This is a genomic window from Pantoea phytobeneficialis (assembly GCF_009728735.1).
Taxonomy (GTDB): domain Bacteria; phylum Pseudomonadota; class Gammaproteobacteria; order Enterobacterales; family Enterobacteriaceae; genus Pantoea; species Pantoea phytobeneficialis.
The window spans coordinates 2,856,021-2,875,338 of sequence record NZ_CP024636.1 but is presented as its reverse complement, the minus strand read 5'-3'; the positions used below and the strand labels follow the sequence as shown (position 1 = coordinate 2,875,338).

The 19,318-nt window shown below is 54.2% G+C and carries 15 protein-coding genes and 1 rRNA gene; 13 read left to right on the top strand and 3 right to left on the bottom strand.

What is annotated here, in order from left to right; genetic code table 11:
• Positions 1-3: 3 nt before the first annotated feature.
• The 8 genes from nrdF to emrB all read left to right on the top strand — a co-directional run bounded on the left by nrdF (position 4) and on the right by emrB (position 9,874).
• Entirely contained in the window at positions 4-963 is a 960-nt protein-coding gene (gene nrdF / locus CTZ24_RS13305; RefSeq protein ID WP_021184435.1) for a class 1b ribonucleoside-diphosphate reductase subunit beta, read from the top strand.
• A gap of 393 nt (positions 964-1,356) precedes the next feature.
• A complete protein-coding gene (proV, locus tag CTZ24_RS13300) occupies positions 1,357-2,544 on the top strand; it encodes a glycine betaine/L-proline ABC transporter ATP-binding protein ProV (RefSeq protein WP_021184437.1) in 1,188 nt (395 codons plus the stop codon).
• A gap of 2 nt (positions 2,545-2,546) precedes the next feature.
• Positions 2,547-3,662, top strand: coding sequence for a glycine betaine/L-proline ABC transporter permease ProW (gene proW, locus CTZ24_RS13295; protein ID WP_208723756.1), 1,116 nt, complete (start codon positions 2,547-2,549; stop codon positions 3,660-3,662).
• Between the two features lie 63 nt (positions 3,663-3,725).
• Positions 3,726-4,721, top strand: coding sequence for a glycine betaine/L-proline ABC transporter substrate-binding protein ProX (proX, locus tag CTZ24_RS13290; protein ID WP_021184439.1), 996 nt, complete (start codon positions 3,726-3,728; stop codon positions 4,719-4,721).
• 238 nt (positions 4,722-4,959) lie between these two features.
• Complete coding sequence (locus CTZ24_RS13285; RefSeq protein ID WP_208723755.1) at positions 4,960-6,138, top strand: MFS transporter; 1,179 nt, start codon at positions 4,960-4,962, stop codon at positions 6,136-6,138.
• A 328-nt stretch (positions 6,139-6,466) separates the two neighbouring features.
• Complete coding sequence (gene mprA, locus CTZ24_RS13280; protein WP_013510181.1) at positions 6,467-6,997, top strand: transcriptional repressor MprA; 531 nt, start codon at positions 6,467-6,469, stop codon at positions 6,995-6,997.
• 151 nt (positions 6,998-7,148) lie between these two features.
• Complete coding sequence (gene emrA / locus CTZ24_RS13275; RefSeq protein WP_021184441.1) at positions 7,149-8,321, top strand: multidrug efflux MFS transporter periplasmic adaptor subunit EmrA; 1,173 nt, start codon at positions 7,149-7,151, stop codon at positions 8,319-8,321.
• Positions 8,322-8,338: 17 nt separating this feature from the next.
• Entirely contained in the window at positions 8,339-9,874 is a 1,536-nt protein-coding gene (emrB, locus tag CTZ24_RS13270; protein ID WP_021184442.1) for a multidrug efflux MFS transporter permease subunit EmrB, read from the top strand.
• 33 nt (positions 9,875-9,907) lie between these two features.
• On the opposite strand, the gene CTZ24_RS13265 is transcribed toward emrB, so the two are convergent.
• Positions 9,908-10,987 (bottom strand): tRNA/rRNA methyltransferase, encoded by a 1,080-nt coding sequence (locus CTZ24_RS13265; RefSeq protein WP_208723754.1) that lies wholly within the window; start codon positions 10,985-10,987, stop codon positions 9,908-9,910.
• Positions 10,988-11,142: 155 nt separating this feature from the next.
• Here CTZ24_RS13265 and trxC point away from each other — a divergent pair, with 155 nt between their 5' ends.
• The 5 genes from trxC (at position 11,143) to pssA (ending at position 17,372) form a co-directional block, all read left to right on the top strand.
• Entirely contained in the window at positions 11,143-11,562 is a 420-nt protein-coding gene (gene trxC / locus CTZ24_RS13260; protein WP_036626502.1) for a thioredoxin TrxC, read from the top strand.
• Between the two features lie 88 nt (positions 11,563-11,650).
• Positions 11,651-12,346 (top strand): tRNA-uridine aminocarboxypropyltransferase, encoded by a 696-nt coding sequence (locus tag CTZ24_RS13255; protein WP_208723753.1) that lies wholly within the window; start codon positions 11,651-11,653, stop codon positions 12,344-12,346.
• Between the two features lie 81 nt (positions 12,347-12,427).
• Positions 12,428-13,198 (top strand): YaeF family permuted papain-like enzyme, encoded by a 771-nt coding sequence (locus tag CTZ24_RS13250; protein WP_208723752.1) that lies wholly within the window; start codon positions 12,428-12,430, stop codon positions 13,196-13,198.
• A 43-nt stretch (positions 13,199-13,241) separates the two neighbouring features.
• The gene (locus CTZ24_RS13245) at positions 13,242-15,899 is read left to right on the top strand and encodes a bifunctional acetate--CoA ligase family protein/GNAT family N-acetyltransferase (RefSeq protein ID WP_208725555.1); all 2,658 of its coding nucleotides are present in this window, start codon (positions 13,242-13,244) and stop codon (positions 15,897-15,899) included.
• Positions 15,900-16,016: 117 nt separating this feature from the next.
• Positions 16,017-17,372 (top strand): CDP-diacylglycerol--serine O-phosphatidyltransferase, encoded by a 1,356-nt coding sequence (pssA, locus tag CTZ24_RS13240; protein WP_208725554.1) that lies wholly within the window; start codon positions 16,017-16,019, stop codon positions 17,370-17,372.
• A 43-nt stretch (positions 17,373-17,415) separates the two neighbouring features.
• Here pssA and CTZ24_RS13235 read toward each other — a convergent pair whose 3' ends face one another.
• Both CTZ24_RS13235 and rrf read right to left on the bottom strand, forming a co-directional pair.
• Positions 17,416-18,720, bottom strand: a complete 1,305-nt coding sequence (locus tag CTZ24_RS13235) for an MFS family transporter (RefSeq protein ID WP_208723751.1) — start codon at positions 18,718-18,720, stop codon at positions 17,416-17,418.
• A gap of 306 nt (positions 18,721-19,026) precedes the next feature.
• Positions 19,027-19,142: ribosomal RNA gene (rrf, locus tag CTZ24_RS13230) — 5S ribosomal RNA — on the bottom strand.
• Positions 19,143-19,318 lie beyond the last annotated feature (176 nt).

Sequence of the window (19,318 nt, the reverse complement as noted above, 5' to 3'; positions counted from 1 at the left end):
ACTATGCGACTAAATCAAATTCAAGCGATTAACTGGAACCGTATCCAGGACGAGAAAGATCTCGAAGTGTGGAACCGCCTGACCAGTAACTTCTGGCTGCCGGAAAAAGTGCCGTTGTCCAACGACCTGCCCGCCTGGCAGACACTGGATAAACAGCAGCAACAGCTGACCATCCGCGTGTTCACCGGACTGACGCTGCTCGATACCATTCAGAACGTGATTGGCGCACCGGGGCTGATGGAGGATGCGTTGACACCACATGAAGAAGCGGTACTGTCCAACGTCAGCTTTATGGAAGCGGTTCACGCCCGCTCCTATAGCTCGATTTTCTCCACCCTATGTAACACGGCAGATGTTGATGCCGCTTATCGCTGGAGTGAGGAGAATGAGGCGCTGCAAAATAAAGCGAAAATCGTGCTGGAGCATTATCGCGCAGATGACCCGCTGAAGAAGAAAATTGCCAGCGTGTTCCTCGAATCGTTCCTGTTCTATTCCGGCTTCTGGCTGCCGATGTATTGGTCAAGCCGTGGCAAGCTGACCAATACGGCGGATTTGATTCGTCTGATTATTCGCGATGAAGCGGTGCACGGTTATTACATCGGTTATAAGTACCAGAAAGCGCTGGAAAATGTCGATGATGCACGCCGTGAAGAGTTGCAGCAATTCGCCATCGAGCTGCTGCTGGCGCTGTACGAAAACGAGGTTGTTTATACCGAAGCGCTGTATGCCGATGTGGGTTGGGCGGAAGAAGTGAAAACCTTCCTGCACTACAACGCCAACAAAGCGCTGATGAACCTCGGTTACGAAGCGCTGTTTCCGGCGGAACTCACAGCAGTGAACCCGGCGATCCTTTCTGCCTTGTCGCCAAATGCCGATGAAAACCACGACTTTTTCTCCGGTTCCGGCTCCTCCTATGTAATGGGCAAAGCGGTCGAAACAGAAGACGAAGACTGGAACTTTTAATCGCTTCATATCGGGCTGGCCTCAGCCCGATATTTCCTCTGTTCACTGCTGGATATTTCCCCGTTATTTCGCCTCTACATCGTCATCAGTCTGTCATTTTTTCTTCCTTGCAATGGTCCATATATCGCCTGGTAAAGCGCGATTTATCGCCGCTCAGATAAATAAAACCGCCAGAAGCACAAAAATTCAGCCTGAATTTGAGAAAAAATTGATCCTTGCTTATCCCTTGTGAGCACTGGAAATTCTCGCCATTCTCTCCATCATCGCCAGCCAAATATCACCCTCAAGGGTTGTCAGATAATCTCATTATGTTACGGTATAGGCCGCTTAATTTTAACCAGGGCCACAACAAGAAATAGCGAAACATCAATTAACCAGGAATTTAATTACTGCATGGCAATTAAACTCGAAGTAAAGAATTTATATAAGATATTTGGTGATCACCCGGAAAGGGCATTTAAACATATTGAACGCGGTGAGGGTAAAGAGGCAATTCTGGCGAAAACCGGACTTTCTCTCGGCGTAAAAGATGCCAGTCTGGCCATTGAAGAAGGCGAGATCTTCGTCATCATGGGGCTTTCAGGTTCAGGTAAGTCCACCATGGTTCGCCTTCTCAATCGTCTGATCGAGCCGACACGCGGCCAGGTGATTATTGATGGCGTCGATATTGCCAAAATATCCGACGCCGAACTGCGCGAAGTGCGCAGAAATAAGATCAGCATGGTATTCCAGTCATTTGCTCTGATGCCACATCTGACGGTATTAAATAATACCGCCTTCGGCATGGAATTAGCGGGCGTAGCATTGCAGGAGCGTCAGGAAAAAGCGCTGGAAGCATTGCGTCAGGTCGGACTGGAGAATTATGCCCATGCATACCCGGATGAACTTTCCGGTGGTATGCGTCAGCGCGTCGGATTAGCCCGTGCGCTGGCAATCAATCCCGATATTTTGTTGATGGACGAAGCCTTCTCTGCACTTGATCCGCTTATTCGTACTGAAATGCAGGATGAGTTGGTAAAATTGCAGGCAAAACATCAACGTACCATTGTCTTTATTTCCCACGATCTCGATGAAGCGATGCGTATTGGCGATCGCATTGCCATTATGCAGGGCGGTGAAGTGGTCCAGGTCGGCACACCGGATGAAATATTGAATAATCCAGCCAACGATTATGTGCGAACCTTCTTCCGTGGCGTCGATATCAGCCATGTGTTCAGCGCCAAAGATATTGCGCGACGCAGCGCGGGTGCGCTGATCCGTAAAGCGGCGGGTCTTGGCCCACGATCTGCGATCAAGTTGTTGCAGGATGAAGATCGCGATTTTGGCTATGTACTGGAAAAACAAAAATTTGTTGGCGTGGTTTCAACCGATTCGCTGAAAGCGGCTCTGGCCGCAGGCGAGGGTCTGGACAACGCGCTGTTGGATATTCCGGCGGTTCCGGCGGACACCTCACTGAATGATCTGCTCTCCCATGTGGCGCAGGCACCTTGTGCCGTACCGGTGGTAGGTGAAGAAAATCAGTATGTTGGTGTGATATCGAAAAGCACGCTGCTGCGCGCTTTAGACCGTGAAGGAGCCTGATAATGAGTGAACAAAATAGCAATCCGTGGGATAGCGCCAGTCAGACTACGCAGGCGGCCACTCCCGACAGTAGCGCAACCGATCCCTGGTCAACCGGGGCCAGCGCACCGGCAAGCCCCGGCACGCATGAGGCCGCCAGCAACGCCGCCAGCAACAGCGACTGGTTAAGCAGCGCACCTTCGCCGCAGCCGGAACATTTCAATATTCTGGATCCGTTCCATAAGACGCTGATCCCGCTCGATAGCTGGGTGACTCACGGCATCGACTGGGTGGTAAACCACTTCCGCCCGGTGTTCCAGGGCATCCGTGTGCCGGTGGATTATATCCTCAGTGCCTTCCAGCAACTGCTGCTGGGTATGCCTGCGCCGGTCGCGCTGGTGGTGTTCGCGCTGATCGCCTGGCAGATCGCCAGCCCGGCAATGGGTATCGCGACCCTGATTTCGCTGGTGTTGATTGGCGCAATTGGTGCCTGGTCACAAGCGATGGTGACGCTGGCGCTGGTGCTCACCGCCCTGTTGTTCTGCATCATTATCGGTCTGCCGCTCGGCATCTGGCTGGCACGCAGCGAACGCGCGGCGCGCATCATCCGACCACTGCTGGATGCGATGCAAACCACACCAGCCTTCGTCTATCTGGTGCCAATTGTCATGCTGTTCGGCATCGGTAATGTGCCGGGCGTAGTGGTGACCATTATCTTTGCCTTGCCGCCGATTGTGCGTCTGACGATTCTCGGCATTAAACAGGTTCCGGCAGATTTGATCGAAGCCAGTGAGTCCTTTGGTGCCAGCCCGCGTCAGATGTTGTTTAAAGTGCAACTGCCACTGGCGATGCCGACCATTATGGCTGGCGTTAACCAGACGCTGATGCTGGCGCTGTCGATGGTGGTGATCGCCTCGATGATCGCCGTCGGTGGTCTTGGCCAGATGGTGCTGCGCGGTATCGGTCGCCTCGATATGGGCCTCGCCACCGTGGGCGGTGTGGGTATCGTGATCCTCGCCATTATTCTTGATCGTCTGACCCAATCGGTGGGTCGCGACAGCCGCAGCCGTGGCAATCGCCACTGGTACAGCAGTGGCCCGGTTGGCCTGCTGATGCGCCCTTTCAGTAAAAAGCCCTGATTCATTTGGGCGGCCCACTGTAGCCGCCCGTCTCCGACGCCACACGTAAAATAAGGAATGACTATGCGCAAGACAGCCCTATTCGCTGCCGTCCTGACGACATTCGCCGTGACGCATGTGTCCGCCGCCGACCTGCCGGGTAAAGGCATCACCGTTAAACCGGTGCAGAGCACCATCTCAGAAGAAACGTTTCAGACGCTGCTGGTGAGCCGCGCGCTGGAAAAACTGGGTTATACCGTCGATAAACCCAGCGAAGTGGACTACAACGTTGGCTACACCACCATTGCCGAAGGCGATGCCACCTTTACCGCCGTCAACTGGCAGCCGCTGCATGATGATATGTATAAAGCCGCCGGTGGCGACCAGAAGTTTTACCGCGAAGGGACTTATGTAACCGGTGCGGCACAGGGTTACCTGATCGACAAAAAAACAGCGGATCAGTACCACATCACCAACTTTGCCCAGTTGAAAGATCCTAAGCTGGCGAAGCTGTTTGATACTAACGGCGACGGCAAAGCTGACCTGACCGGTTGCACCCCAGGCTGGGGCTGCGAGGCCGTGATTAACCACCAGATTGACGCTTACGGTCTGAGCAAGACGGTGGAGCACAACCAGGGAAATTACTCGGCAATGATTGCCGACACCATCACTCGCTTTAAGCAGGGTAAGCCGATCCTGTACTACACCTGGACCCCCTACTGGGTGAGCGACGTGCTGAAGCCGGGTAAAGATGTGGTGTGGTTGCAGGTGCCGTTCTCATCGCTGCCGGGCGAGCAGAAAAATGTCGATACCAAGCTGGCGAACGGTGCCAACTACGGCTTCCCGGTGAATACCATGCATATTGTTGCCAACAAAGCCTGGGCTGAGAAAAACCCGGCGGCGGCGAAACTGTTTGCCGAGATGAAACTGCCAATCACCGACATCAATGCGGAAAATGCTGCCATGCATGCCGGTCAGTCTTCTGAAGACGATATCAACCGTCACGTTGATGGCTGGATCAAAGGTCATCAGGCCGAGTTTGATAAGTGGGTGCAGGACGCACTGGCTGCGGCGAAGTAAATATCACCGGGCCCACATACTGCACACCTCCTTCTCCCGCTTGCGGGAGAAGGTCGGGATGAGGGCCATCAGCAGCTAAAGTCGCGCGATAAATCGCGCCGCTACAGAGGGCGACCAGGTTTTCCCAATCGATTCGGACGCTATAGCGTACTGGTACGTCCTGTTAATTAACACAACAATGAAATAGTTTTTTGGGTTACTATTAACCCATTATGATTATTTGCCTGCTCATGACGCTATGAATGCTTCCCATCAGGGCCTCAGTTCTGCCCTGGTCGCGCTGATGTCGGTCGCGACTGGCCTTGCCGTCGCCAGCAACTACTATGTCCAGCCGCTGCTGGATACCATCGCCCACCAGTTTAATCTCTCCGTCAGCCTCGCCGGCTTTATCGTCACCACCGCCCAACTCGGTTATGCCTGTGGCCTGCTGTTGCTGGTACCACTCGGCGATATGCTGGAACGGCGCGCCCTGATTGTTTCTATGAGCCTGCTCGCGGCCGGTGGCATGATGATCACCGCGCTCTCCCCTTCCCTGCCGTTAATGCTGCTGGGCACGGTAGTGACCGGGCTGTTTTCTGTCGTGGCACAAATTCTGGTGCCTCTTGCGGCCACCCTCGCAGCGCCCGAGAAACGCGGCAAAGTAGTAGGAACGGTAATGAGCGGTTTATTGCTCGGTATCCTGCTGGCACGAACCGCCGCAGGTGCGCTAGCGCAACTGGCTGGCTGGCGCAGCGTTTACTGGACCGCCAGCGTATTGATGATCCTGATGGCACTGGCGCTGTGGCGTTATCTGCCACGCTATAAGCAGAATGTCCCACTTAATTACCCGCAGTTGTTACGCTCCATCTTCAGCCTGTACGCCGCTAACCGGGTGATACGTACCCGCGCGTTAACCGGCTGCCTCTCTTTCGCCAATTTCAGCATGCTCTGGACCTCCATGGCGTTCCTGCTATCAGCGCAACCTTATGGTTTTAATGAAGGGGAGATTGGTCTGCTGGGTCTGGTGGGTGCCGCAGGGGCACTGGCGGCACGTCAGGCCGGTAGTCTGGCTGATAAAGGGAAAGCCAAACTGACCACCAGCACCGGGTTGATGATTATGTTAGCGGCGTGGGGTGTAACCGCGCTGGGGGCACACCATTTGCTGGCACTGATTATCGGTATTTTGCTGCTCGACTTAGCGGTGCAGGCAGTACATATCACTAACCAAAGCGTGATTTATCGTCATAAACCAGAGGCGCGCAACCGCCTGAATGCCGGCTATATGACCAGTTATTTTATCGGTGGTGCGCTGGGTTCAATCATCTCGGCGAACGCATTTCATCATGCAGGCTGGTATGGCGTTTGTGGAGCCGGTGTGCTGCTCACCACAATTAACCTGTTGATTTGGTGGCGCAATGCGCGCTACGAAAGTGTTTAGAAAACGTAAAGACCGGACCTAATCGATGAGCAATACTGTTCATCAATGATTGGGTTTGTTATGGTTAGCCAGAGAGTTATTCATCATGGTTATTTTTTCTCGCGAAATTATTCAACTGTAAAAAGATTTCGCGAGGCGAATTGATAGCATCCAATGCCTGCGCATCCGTAGCCTTGGATCGGGCAACACGCCCAGGGTCAGGGAATGACCTGGAATCGCCGGGTGCTGACAGTGTGATCGTGCTAACAATCACTGGCGGGAATTATGACTACGCTTAATCTGTCACCACCATTACTATACCAGTTGCAACTAGTGAGGTTTTTTTAGAATGGAAAGTTCGTTTACTCCCATAGAGCAGATGCTAAACATCCGTGCTACTCGCCATAAAGATTTTCCATTGCAGGAGATCATCCTGACGCGTCTGTGCATGCATATGCAGGGCAAACTGCTGGATAATCGCAACAAAATGTTGAAGGCGCAGGGAATTAACGAAACCTTATTCATGGCGCTGATCACCCTTGATGCGCAGGAAAATCAGAGCATCCAGCCTTCTGAACTGAGTTCTGCTCTCGGATCTTCCCGTACCAACGCCACACGTATTGCTGATGAGCTGGAAAAACGTGGCTGGATTGAGCGTCGCGAAAGTGACAACGACCGTCGCTGCCTGCATCTGCATCTGACTGAGAAAGGTAACGAATTTTTACGCCAGCTGCTGCCACCTCAGCACCAGAGCCTGCAATATCTTTGGTCGTCGCTCTCCTCAGACGAGCAAGGACAGCTGGAAGCGATTACCCGTAAGCTGCTTAACCGCCTCGACAAAATGGATGAAGAGCAACTCATCGCCTCCCTGTCACGCTAATAGCAAGAAGTGCGACACAATCACCTGTCGAAACCGATATTTTAATCCCCTTTTTATCCGGCCAGCGTCACAAGCGCTGGCTTTTTTCGACTCGGGACCCCGTGTTGATGGATGAACACATCCCGAAAAAATGGAAAACGTGGAGAATAACATGAGTGCGACAGCGGCAGATCAAAGCCCGCAACAGCCAGCAAATAAAAAGAAAAAGCGCAAAGGTGCGCTTATCCTGCTGGCTATCGTGTTTGTCATTATTGGTATTGCCTATCTGGCTTACTGGTTCCTGGTGCTGCGTCATTTCCAGGAAACCGACGATGCTTATGTCTCAGGTAATCAGGTGCAGGTGATGGCGCAGGTGTCTGGCAGCGTCAATAAAGTGTGGTTTGATGACACCGACTTCGTGAAGAAAGGTGACGTGCTGGTATCACTCGATAAAACCGATGCAGAACAGGCGTTTGAAAAAGCGCAGACTGCACTGGCTACCAGCGTACGTCAGACGCATCAGTTGATGATCAATGGCAAGCAGGATCAGGCCACTATCAAGTTGCAACAAACGGCGCTGGAGCAGGCCGAGGCAGACCTGAAGCGTCGTGAGCCGCTGGGTGCCGCCAACCTGATTGGCCGTGAGGAACTGCAACACGCGCGCGACGCCGTGGCTACCGCTAAAGCGCAACTCGACGTAGCAGTGCAGCAGTACAACGCGAATCAGGCGATGATCCTCAACACCTCACTGGAAAACCAGCCGGCGGTGAAACAGGCCGCCGCTGAACTGCGCGATGCCTGGCTGGCACTGCAACGTACCGAGATCCGCAGCCCGATGGATGGCTATGTCTCCCGTCGTAGCGTGCAAGTTGGCTCGCAAATTTCCACCAGCACGCCACTGCTGGCAGTGGTGCCTGCCACCAATTTGTGGATAGATGCGAACTTCAAAGAAACCCAACTGGCAGACGTGCGCATTGGCCAACCGGCGACGGTCGTCAGTGATATCTACGGTGATGATGTGGTGTATCAAGGCAAGGTGGTAGGTCTGGATATGGGCACCGGTAGCGCCTTCTCCCTGCTGCCGGCACAGAACGCCACCGGTAACTGGATCAAAGTGGTTCAGCGTCTGCCGGTACGTATCGAGCTGGATGCGAAAGAAGTGGCAGAACATCCGCTGCGTATCGGCCTGTCAACGCTGGTCAAAGTGGATACCTCCAATAAGGATGGCGCAACACTTGCCAGCAGCGTCCGTAGCCAGGCCGCTTATGAAAGCGATGCGCTGGCAATCGACCTGACGCCAGTAAACCAGATGATTACTGACATCGTTCGTGCCAACGCCGGCTGATAACGCGGGAGGCTGTTATGGCACAAAAACCGCTTGAAGGCGCGCCGTTAGTCCTGATGACCATCGCCCTGTCGCTGGCGACGTTTATGCAGGTACTCGATTCGACGATTGCCAACGTGGCGATTCCCACCATCGCCGGGAACCTGGGTGCCTCTAACTCCCAGGGCACCTGGGTGATCACCTCTTTCGGGGTGGCAAACGCCATCTCGATTCCGATCACCGGTTGGCTGGCGAAACGCGTCGGTGAAGTGAAGCTGTTTACCTGGGCGACAATCCTGTTCGCCCTCGCCTCCTTTGCCTGTGGTGTCTCCGAAAGTCTGTCGATGCTGATTTTCTTTCGTGTCATCCAGGGGGTGGTGGCTGGGCCCCTGATTCCGCTGTCGCAGAGTTTGTTGCTGAACAACTACCCCCCCGCAAAACGCAGCGTGGCGCTGTCGTTGTGGGCAATGACGGTGATCGTGGCACCGATCTGTGGACCGATTCTCGGTGGCTGGATTAGCGATAACTATCACTGGGGCTGGATCTTCTTCATCAACGTGCCGATTGGCGTGGTGGTGGTGATGCTGACGCTGCAAACCTTGCGCGGTCGGGAAACACAAACGGCCAGCCGCCCGATTGACATGGTCGGTCTGGTGCTACTGGTGGTGGGTATTGGTTGCTTGCAGGTCATGCTGGACCGTGGCCGAGAACTGGATTGGTTTAGTTCCACTGAAATCATCACGTTAACCGTTGTCGCGGTCGTAGCCCTGGCGGTGCTACTGGTATGGGAACTGACGGATGACCATCCGATTGTCGATCTATCGCTATTTAAATCGCGCAATTTCACCATCGGGTGTTTGTCGATAAGCCTTGCCTATATGCTCTACTTCGGCTCGATTGTTTTGCTGCCGCAGCTATTGCAGGAAGTGTACGGCTATACCGCAACCTGGGCCGGGCTGGCTTCCGCGCCGGTGGGGATTATTCCGGTAATCCTGTCGCCGATCATTGGTCGCTTTGCTCATAAGCTGGATATGCGCCGTCTGGTGACCTTCAGCTTTATTATGTATGCGGTGTGCTTCTATTGGCGCGCGTATACCTTTGAGCCGGGGATGGATTTTGGTGCGTCGGCGTGGCCGCAGTTTATTCAGGGCTTCGCGGTGGCATGCTTCTTTATGCCGCTGACCACCATTACGCTGTCGGGCTTGCCACCAGAACGCATGGCGGCGGCATCCAGTCTGTCGAACTTTGTGCGTACACTGGCTGGCTCCATCGGGACGTCGATTACTACCACCATGTGGACCGATCGCGAATCAATGCATCACAGCTATTTGTCGGAATCGGTGAATCCGTATAACGCCAATTCGCAGCAGATGTACGATCAGTTGGAAAGTCTTGGCATGACCCATCAGCAGGCATCAGCGTATATCGCACAGCAGATCACCAACCAGGGGCTGATTATCTCTGCCAACGAGATTTTCTGGGCCTCGGCCGGGGTGTTTCTTATTCTGTTGGTGCTGATTTGGTTCGCACGTCCACCTTTTGGGGCGGGCGGTGGCGGCGGTGGTGCACACTAAGCAAAAAAAAACGGGCCATAATGGCCCGTTTTTTTATGCGTTCTGTCGCCACCATTCGGCAAGCAGGATGCCAGTTGCTACCGACACGTTGAGACTTTCTACGTTGCCGGTACCGCCAATCGACAGGCTCATGTCACCCTGTTGGAAAGCGCTGTCGGACAGCCCTTCACGCTCCTGGCCCAGCACCAGCACCATTTTGGCTGGCAGCTCAGCTTTTGCCAGCGGTGTACCTTCATGGCTGGAGGTCGTGACGATGGTGTAGCCTGCTTTGCGGAAGGCTTCCAGACCGGCGGAGAAGTTTTCACCGCTGATTGCCTGGACGTGCTCCGCGCCACCTTCTGCGGTACGCACTGCGGCACCCGATTCCAGCAGTGACGCATCATTCACCAGCAGCCCCTTCACACCAAAGTGGGCGCAGCTACGCATGATGCCGCCGAGGTTATGCGGGTTGCTGACATCTTCCAGTGCCAGTACACAATCTTTGGCTTCGGCCAGGCTTAACCACTCAGATACCGCCATCCCCATGCGTTTTTTAATGATGAAACACACGCCGCCGTGATGTTCAGTTCCTGATGCTTTCGCCAGCTCGGCATCGTCCACCACATGGTAGGCTTTGCGGTTGGCGGCGAGCCAGCGCAATGTTTCACGGAAACGCGGCGTCACGCTCTGGACAAACCAGGCGCGGACGATGCTCTCGGGACGGCTCTGGAACAACGCCTGGCAGGCATTTTCCCCGTAAACACGCGTCTCTTCCTGACGCTGGCGGCGAATCTGCTCCGGGTCGATAGCAGGCTTGCTGACGCTACCCTCTTCCAGCGCGTTGTTTTCAGCTACCGGTGGGCGTGAAACGGTGCGCCACGGTGAATCCTCGAAGCTACGTGCTTTGCGATTATCATCGCCGCGATCGCTGCGACGACCCGCACCGCGACCGCCTTCTTCATTATTACGTCCAGTGCGGGGGCCAGAACGACGATTCTCTTCCTGGCGCGCAGCAGGACGGCCGCCTTTGCCGGTACGGGGGTTTGGCGCACGCGAGCCTTTCTGGCCCTCATCCTCACCACGTACATACATCACTTTGACCTTGCCGCTTTTGCCTTTAATTTCGTCGTTCATCTGTTCCTCCAGCATTGAGAGCGCGAAGATTACCTGATGTGTCGGCGCTTAGCTATCAACTATTGAACCTATCGAGCAATCCAGATTGAGCATAGCATTCAACCCTTTCATAATGCTCGGCAATCATAAATATACAGATCCGGTTTGAGGTAACTATGAATACGGTATGTGCCTCCTGTCAGGCAACCAACCGCGTGCCCGAAGCACGCATTGCCGATGGAGCCAAATGTGGCCGCTGCGGCGGTGAGCTGTTTAACGGCGAAGTGGTGAGCGCGACTGCTGCGACGCTGGATAAATATTTGCAGGACGATTTGCCCGTGGTGGTCGATTTCTGGGCACCGTGGTGTGGGCCTTGCGTCAACTTCGCACCGGTATTTAAAGATGTCGCCGATGAGCGGCGCGGCAAGGTGCGTTTTGTGAAGGTGAATACAGAAGCCGAACCAGCGCTGAGTTCACGTTTCCGTATTCGCAGCATTCCCACCATCATGTTGTTTAAGAATGGCGAGTTGGTCGACATGCTGAACGGCGCGATGCCAAAAGCACCGTTCAACGAATGGCTCGACGAGTCGCTGTGATCCCCTCCGTGGCCAGCCGGGTGCTGGCCATATTACCTTTGCACGGCATTTCCATTACAATTACGTTTTTGCTGCCCGCCTGAGTGTTATGTCTGAGAATGCCGTCCTGCGTTTGCGCACGCAACGTCTTGCCCGCGCTACCCGTCCGTTTCTGGCCCGTGGCAATCGGGTTATCCGCTGTCAGGGTTGTCTCCTGCCGCATCAACATTGCGTATGCGCCACATTACAGCCGCAAACCGCCCGCAGCCGTTTTTGTCTGGTGATGTTTGATACCGAACCGATGAAACCCAGTAATACCGGACGTCTGATCGCCGATATCCTGCCGGATACGCTGGCATTTGGCTGGTCACGTACCGAGCCCGACGCCGCATTATTACAAGCGGTGCAGATGAGCGATTATCAACCGTTGGTCGTGTTCCCCGCGTCCTATGCCGATACCGGTCGCACCGTGCTGACGGAGCCGCCACGCAGCGGCAAGCCCCCGCTGTTTATTATGCTCGACGGCACCTGGACTGAGGCACGCAAAATGTTCCGCAAAAGCCCCTGGCTGGATGCATTCCCGGTGATGTCTTTGAATGTGACCAGCCCGTCACGTTACACGCTGCGCGAAGCACATGGCGAAGGTCAGCACTGCACCGCAGAAGTTGCCGCTGCATTGCTGGAGCAGGCTGGCGACGTCGCCGCTGCCGATGCGTTACAACAGCATTTCACGCGCTTCCGTCAGGCGTATCTGGCCGGTAAACCCCATCATCCGGCACACGCGTTATGTGACGAGGATAACTAACACTATTCTTTTTTTGCACAGCGCACTGAACTATAGTAGAGCATCGCCACGGAGCTGGCTTTCAATCATGGATGATGCGCTATGAAACTCTTCGTGTTGGTTATTTTCCTGCTGGCCGGTTGCAGTACCGCGCCAAAACATCAACAGGGCTTTCCCCTGAAATTTCAGTCTGTCAGTACCCATCCTTCTGCGTTGATCGCTGCCGATGCACTGCAACCCGGCGATCTGCTGCTCTCATCAGCCACCTCGCTGCAATCCTGGGGGATTCGTCTGTTTACCCTGACGGGCGTCAGCCACGCGGCTATTTATCTGGGTGATCAGCGAGTTGCTGAAGTGGTGGGGAGTGGGGTCAACATTATCCCCCTCGATCGCGCGATTGCCGAAAGTAATAATCTGCTGGCTTTACGCATACCGGGCATCACCGTTGAACAAACGCTGCGGCTGCGCGAGTTTTCCGACCTGCAACAGGGCAAAAAATACAACTTTAAAGGGATTGTGATGTTTATGCCCTTTATGGTGTCGCGTCGTGTGTGTGAATTACCGCTGATAAATGAACAGGTGCGCAGCAACTGCCTGACGATACTGGCTAACATACAACTGGCCGACGAGGAAAATCCTGAATCTGACCGTTTTTTCTGTTCGGAATTTGTGCTGGCGGGTTACCGCTATGCCGGAATTGAGTTGCTGGCGGGCCAGGCAAACTGGGTTAGCCCGGCGGATTTATTGCATCTGCGTGAGGGGGATGTATCCGCCTGGCACGCACAACAGCCGATCGAATATATCGGTCATCTCAAACGCTGGAATTTGAAAGAGATCCTCAGCCTGCGATCGCCAGATCGGCAAGCGCAGTAAAAAGCGTTTACAATCACGCCATCCCCCATGTCAGGAGTGCATGATGAGCCAACGCGGACTGGAAGCGCTGTTACGACCTAAATCCATTGCGGTAATCGGTGCGTCGGTAAAACCGGGGCGCGCGGGTTATTTTATGATGCGTAACCTGCTGGCGGGCGGTTTTAGTGGCCCGGTATTGCCGGTAACGCCGAAGTACAAGGCGGTGAGCGGCGTGCTCGCCTGGCCCGATATCGCCAGCCTGCCTTTTGCCCCCGATCTTGCCATCATCTGTACTCATGCCAAACGTAATCTGGCGTTGCTTCAACAACTGGGGGAGAAAGGTTGTAAAGCGTGCATCATTCTTTCCGCTCCCCCAGAACAACTGGATGAATTGAAAGCCTGCGCCAGTCAGTGGCAAATCCGCCTGCTCGGCCCCAACAGCCTTGGCCTGCTCGCCCCCTGGCAAGGACTTAACGCCAGTTTCTCCCCGGTACCCATTGCCAAAGGTCGTATCGCGTTTATTTCGCAATCGGCGGCGGTATCCAACACCATTCTCGACTGGGCGCAGCAGCGTAATCTTGGTTTCTCCTGGTTTATCGCACTGGGCGACAGCCTCGATATCGATGTCGATGACCTGCTTGATTTCCTCGCTCGTGATGGCAAAACCAGCGCCATCCTGCTCTATCTGGAACATCTTAGCGATGCGCGCCGCTTTGTCTCAGCATCGCGTAGCGCCTCGCGCAATAAACCGATTCTGGTGATCAAAAGCGGGCGTAGCCACCAGGCACAGGCAATGATTGGTACCCGCAGTGGGCTGGATGCTGCCTGGGATGCAGCCATCCAGCGTGCCGGTTTGCTGCGGGTGCAGGATACTCATGAACTGTTCTCCGCAGTGGAGTCGCTCAGCCATATGCGCCCATTACGTGGCGATCGTTTAATGATTATCAGCAATGGCGCCGCCCCGGCGGCACTGGCGCTGGACGAGTTATACGCGCGCAATGGCAAACTGGCGACGCTAAGCGAGGAAACCTTGCAGGCGCTGGCAGCACAGTTGCCGGCCGGTGTCGGGCGTGGCAATCCGCTCGATCTGAAAGATGATGCCACCCCCGAGCGCTACGTCGCCTGCATTGAGAAGTTGCTGGATAGTCATGAACTGGATGCCTTGATGATCATTCACGCCCCCAGTGCCGTGTCACCGGCCAGCGAAACTGCCGAGCAGATCATTGCGGCGATAGCGCGCCATCCACGCGGCAAGCAGGTGACATTGCTGACCAACTGGTGCGGTGAATTTTCCTCGCAGGCGGCTCGTCGCGCCTTCACCCAGGCAGGAATTCCAACCTGGCGTACGCCGGAAGGGACAGTGACAGCCTTTATGCACCAGGTGGAGTACCGCCGTAATCAGAAGCAGCTACGGGAAACGCCTGCGCTACCGTTGGGCCTGACGCAAAACAGCGCGCAGGCGCATCAGCTTATTCAGCAGGCGCTGGACCAGGGCATCACCACGCTGGACACGCATGAAGTCCAGCCGGTGTTGCAGGCTTATGGCCTGGCAACCCTATCGACCTGGATTGCCGCTGACAGCTCTGCGGCGGCCAGCATCGCTAGTCAGATCGGCTATCCGGTGGCGTTGAAGTTGCGCTCACCGGATATCCCGCACAAGTCTGAGGTGCAGGGGGTGATGCTTTATCTGCGCAGCGCCAGTGAAGTCAAACTGGCCGCCGACGCGATTTTTGACCGTGTTCGGCAAACCCATCCCGAGGCACGGATTGATGGCCTGCTGGTGCAGAGCATGGCCAACCGCGCGGGTGCACAGGAGCTGCGCATAGTGGTGGAACAGGATCCGCTGTTTGGTCCGATTATTATGTTGGGAGAAGGCGGCGTGGAATGGCAGCCAGATAAACAAGCTGCCGTAGCTTTGCCCCCCCTGAACATGACGCTGGCGCGCTATCTGGTGATCCAGGCGATGAAAAGCGGCAAAGTTCGCAGTCGCAGTGCGTTGCGACCCCTGAACATTCCTGCACTCAGTCAGTTGCTGGTTCAGGTTTCTAACCTGGTGGTTGATTGCCCGGAGATCCAGCGGCTGGATATTCATCCGCTGCTGGCCGCCGGTGACGAATTTACCCTGCTGGATGTCACGCTACAGCTCGCCCCGTTCCAGGGCGATAACGAAGCGCGGCTGGCGATTCGCCCCTATCCTCACCACCTTGAGGAGCAGGTTGAACTGAAAGATGGTCAGCATTGCCTGTTCCGCCCGATCCTGCCAGAAGATGAGCCGCTACTGCGGGACTTTATTGCGCTGGTGACGAAAGAAGATCTTTATTATCGCTATTTCAGTGAGATCAATGAGTTCACCCACGAGGATCTGGCGAATATGACGCAAATCGATTATGACCGCGAGATGGCGATTGTCGCCGTCCGTCAGCACGCGGGTCATGATGAAATTATCGGGGTGACGCGTGCAATTTCAGACGCCGACAATATTGATGCTGAGTTTTCCGTGCTGGTACGATCGGATTTGAAAGGATTGGGCATGGGCAGACGTCTGCTGGAGAAGATGATCCGCTATACCCGCGATCACGGTCTGCAACAATTGAACGGTATCACCATGCCACACAATACCGGCATGATTACCCTGGCGCGAAAACTTAACTTTCGCGTGAGTATTCAACTGGATGACGGAATTGTCAGCCTTAATTTGCCGCTTAACGATGCCATCAACTAACCTTGTAGAGAAAGGTAAAAATCCTCCCTGTAGGCTCGGTTGATGTTATCATTTAGCGTTAGGATCATGATTTGATGGCAAAAGGCCATGCGATGAACAGAGAAGAAGTGCACCGTGATGTTGTCTAAATTCAAACGTAATAAACACCAACAACACCTCGCACAGCTGCCTAAACTGTCACAATCCGTTTCGGACGTGACCACGCTCTACTCGCCTGTTGAGTTCCGTGAAACCCTGCTGACGAAAATTGCCACTGCGGAAAAACGTATCTGTATCGCTGCGCTGTATCTGGAAAATGATGATGGCGGGCGTGGAGTTATGCAGGCGTTGTATGCTGCTCGTCAGGCTCGTCCAGAGCTGGATATCAGTATTTTGGTGGACTGGCATCGTGCCCAGCGTGGCCGCATTGGCGCAGCGCGTGGTCTCACCAATGCCGACTGGTATTGTGAAATGGCCGCACAACATCCGGATATCGCGATTCCGGTTTATGGTATTCCGGTCAATACGCGTGAAGCGTTAGGTGTGCTGCATCTGAAAGGCTTTATCATTGACGATACCTTGTTGTATAGCGGTGCCAGCCTCAACGATGTTTATTTGCACCAGCATGATCGCTACCGTTATGACCGCTACCAGCTGATTCGTAACCCGCAGTTGGCAGACACCATGTATCAATGGATTTGCGCTAACCTGAAGCAATCTGATGCGGTGCATCGTCTTGACCAGACCGAACGCCCATCCAGCCCGGAAATCAAAAACGAAACCCGACAGTTCCGCCAGGATCTGCGTGGCTTTAATTATCAGTTTTCCGGAAACTCGGGCAATGAAAGTCTGACGGTGACACCGTTGGTTGGCCTGGGTAAACGCAGCCTGCTGAATAAAACCATCTTCCATTTGATGCCCTGCGCTGAGCGTAAACTCACCCTGTGCACCCCATATTTCAACCTGCCTGCCATTCTGGTACGTAATCTGATCCATTTGCTGCGTCAGGGGAAGGAAGTGGAGATCATTGTTGGGGACAAAACCGCTAACGATTTCTATATCCCACCGGAGCAACCCTTTAAGATCATTGGTGCGCTGCCTTATCTCTACGAGATTAACTTACGTCGTTTCCTGAGCCGCTTGCAGTACTACGTCAACAACGGACAACTGACAGTGCGTTTGTGGAAAGATGGCGAAAATAGCTATCACCTGAAAGGCATATGGGTTGACGATGAGTGGATGATGATCACCGGGAATAACCTTAACCCGCGCGCCTGGCGACTTGATCTGGAAAACGCGGTACTTATCCATGATCCGCTAAACCAACTGGCTGAACAGCGAGAGAAAGAATTGGCGCTGATTCGGACTCATACCACGGTGGTGCAGCATTTCCGTGAGCTGGAAAGCATCGCCGATTATCCGGCAAAAGTACGCAAGTTGATTCGCCGTCTGCGCCGTATCCGTATCGATCGTTTAATCAGCCGCTTGTTGTGATGGCGGCTTCGCCAGCCGCCCGTCAGGAGCGGCTGGCCTTCTGTTACAACGCGATGCCCTTGCCTTTACGATGCAGCATCAGCGAAACCAGAAAAGCTAATGCCCCCATCGCCGAAACATACCAGAAGAAACTGGTTTCAATTCCTTCTTTTTTCAGCAATAGCGCGACGTACTCCGCTGAACCACCAAAGATAGCATTCGCCACCGCATAAGATAACCCAACACCAAGCGCCCGCACTTCAGGTGGAAACATTTCAGCCTTCAGAATGCCGCTGATGGCGGTGTAGAAGCTGGTGATTATCAATGCCAGCATCACCAGAACAAACGCCAGCCAGCCGCTCTGCACATTTTGCAGCAACGTCAGGATAGGTACGGTACAAATGGCAGCTCCTGCACCGAAAATCATCATGGAGGATCGACGCCCAATTTTATCCGAGAGCGCCCCAATAATGGGTTGAATCAACATAAAGACCAGCAGAGCGCCAGTCATCAACCCACTCGCCGCACGCGCATCCATTCCTGCGGTATTCACCAGATACTTTTGCATGTAAGTGGTGAAGGTATAGAAGCTGAGTGAACCGCCAGCGGTAAATCCCAGCACCATCAGAAATGCACGCGAATGGTTGCGTAGCAGGCCCAGGATACTGCCGGCATCACGATGCTCACGGTGTTTTTTCTCTGAAGTTTCGTTGAGGGAGCGGCGTAACCACAGCGCAACCACCGCCAGAATGGCGCCGAGGAAGAAAGGAATACGCCAGGCCCAACTGTGCAACTGCTCATCACTGAGTAGCAGCTGCAACACCACTACCGTGAGCACGGCCAACAATTGACCACCAATCAAGGTCACGTACTGGAATGATGCGTAGAATCCTTTACGTCCCTCCAGGGCTACTTCACTCATGTAGGTCGCGCTGGTGCCATATTCGCCGCCCACGGAAAGTCCTTGAAACATCCGGGCCAGCAGCAGGATAACTGGCGCTGCAATGCCGATTTCAGCGTAACCGGGCAGGCAGGCAATCACCAGCGAACCGAAGCACATCATGCAGACCGAGATCAGCATGGAGTTTTTGCGTCCGTGACGGTCGGCAATATAACCAAATAGCCAGCCTCCGATAGGACGCATCAAAAAGCCGGCAGCAAAGACGCCTGCGGTTTGCAGAAGTTGGGTGGTGGTGTCGCCCGATGGGAAAAAGATATGGGCAAAATAGAGTGAGAAGAAGGAGTATACGTAGAAGTCGAACCATTCAACCAGATTACCGGATGAAGCCCCAACAATCGCCCAGATGCGTTGTTTGCTGATGGCCGTCGTGTCGTGATGTACCACTTTTTGTTGTAGAGAGTCTGTCATCTTTACCTCTTTTCCTTGCGAATAATAAACGCTAAAGAATTCAGTAAAGCATTTGTTGGCCTGTTACGTGAACTGGATTCACGCCTGATGGCAAAATCTACGAATTTGTCGCAGCCTGCTCGCCCCACGTTTTACCGGGTGCGATTTATCGCATCATTACCCGTTGCGGCGCGATTTATCGCGCGGGTTTTATTGTTCCGGACGCTAAAAAATGCGCGATAAATCGCGCCGCTACGGGGATATTGACTGGTTTCCAGACGTAAAAAAGCCCTGAACTTTCGTTCAGGGCTTCTTCACTTAATTGATGCCTGGCAGTTCCCTACTCTCGCATGGGGAGACCCCACACTACCATCGGCGCTACGGCGTTTCACTTCTGAGTTCGGCATGGGGTCAGGTGGGACCACCGCGCTACAGCCGCCAGGCAAATTCTGTTTATCCGCACCGCCCTCACAGGCCATACGAATCAATCCGTTCGAACAATGCTGAAAATTCTCGCGTCTCTCAACTCAAAACGCCTCTGGCGTTGTAAGGTTAAGCCTCACGGGTCATTAGTACCGGTTAGCTCAATGCATCGCTGCACTTACACATCCGGCCTATC

Coding starts and splice junctions, on each gene's coding strand:
- CTZ24_RS13245 (WP_208725555.1), top strand. CDS start 13,242: ATGAGCCAACGCGGACTGGAAGCGCTGTTACGACCTAAATCCATTGCG.
- emrB (WP_021184442.1), top strand. CDS start 8,339: ATGGCACAAAAACCGCTTGAAGGCGCGCCGTTAGTCCTGATGACCATC.
- proW (WP_208723756.1), top strand. CDS start 2,547: ATGAGTGAACAAAATAGCAATCCGTGGGATAGCGCCAGTCAGACTACG.
- CTZ24_RS13285 (WP_208723755.1), top strand. CDS start 4,960: ATGAATGCTTCCCATCAGGGCCTCAGTTCTGCCCTGGTCGCGCTGATG.
- proX (WP_021184439.1), top strand. CDS start 3,726: ATGCGCAAGACAGCCCTATTCGCTGCCGTCCTGACGACATTCGCCGTG.
- nrdF (WP_021184435.1), top strand. CDS start 4: ATGCGACTAAATCAAATTCAAGCGATTAACTGGAACCGTATCCAGGAC.
- trxC (WP_036626502.1), top strand. CDS start 11,143: ATGAATACGGTATGTGCCTCCTGTCAGGCAACCAACCGCGTGCCCGAA.
- proV (WP_021184437.1), top strand. CDS start 1,357: ATGGCAATTAAACTCGAAGTAAAGAATTTATATAAGATATTTGGTGAT.
- CTZ24_RS13255 (WP_208723753.1), top strand. CDS start 11,651: ATGTCTGAGAATGCCGTCCTGCGTTTGCGCACGCAACGTCTTGCCCGC.
- CTZ24_RS13235 (WP_208723751.1), bottom strand. CDS start 18,720: ATGACAGACTCTCTACAACAAAAAGTGGTACATCACGACACGACGGCC.
- pssA (WP_208725554.1), top strand. CDS start 16,017: ATGTTGTCTAAATTCAAACGTAATAAACACCAACAACACCTCGCACAG.
- CTZ24_RS13250 (WP_208723752.1), top strand. CDS start 12,428: ATGAAACTCTTCGTGTTGGTTATTTTCCTGCTGGCCGGTTGCAGTACC.
- emrA (WP_021184441.1), top strand. CDS start 7,149: ATGAGTGCGACAGCGGCAGATCAAAGCCCGCAACAGCCAGCAAATAAA.
- CTZ24_RS13265 (WP_208723754.1), bottom strand. CDS start 10,987: ATGAACGACGAAATTAAAGGCAAAAGCGGCAAGGTCAAAGTGATGTAT.
- mprA (WP_013510181.1), top strand. CDS start 6,467: ATGGAAAGTTCGTTTACTCCCATAGAGCAGATGCTAAACATCCGTGCT.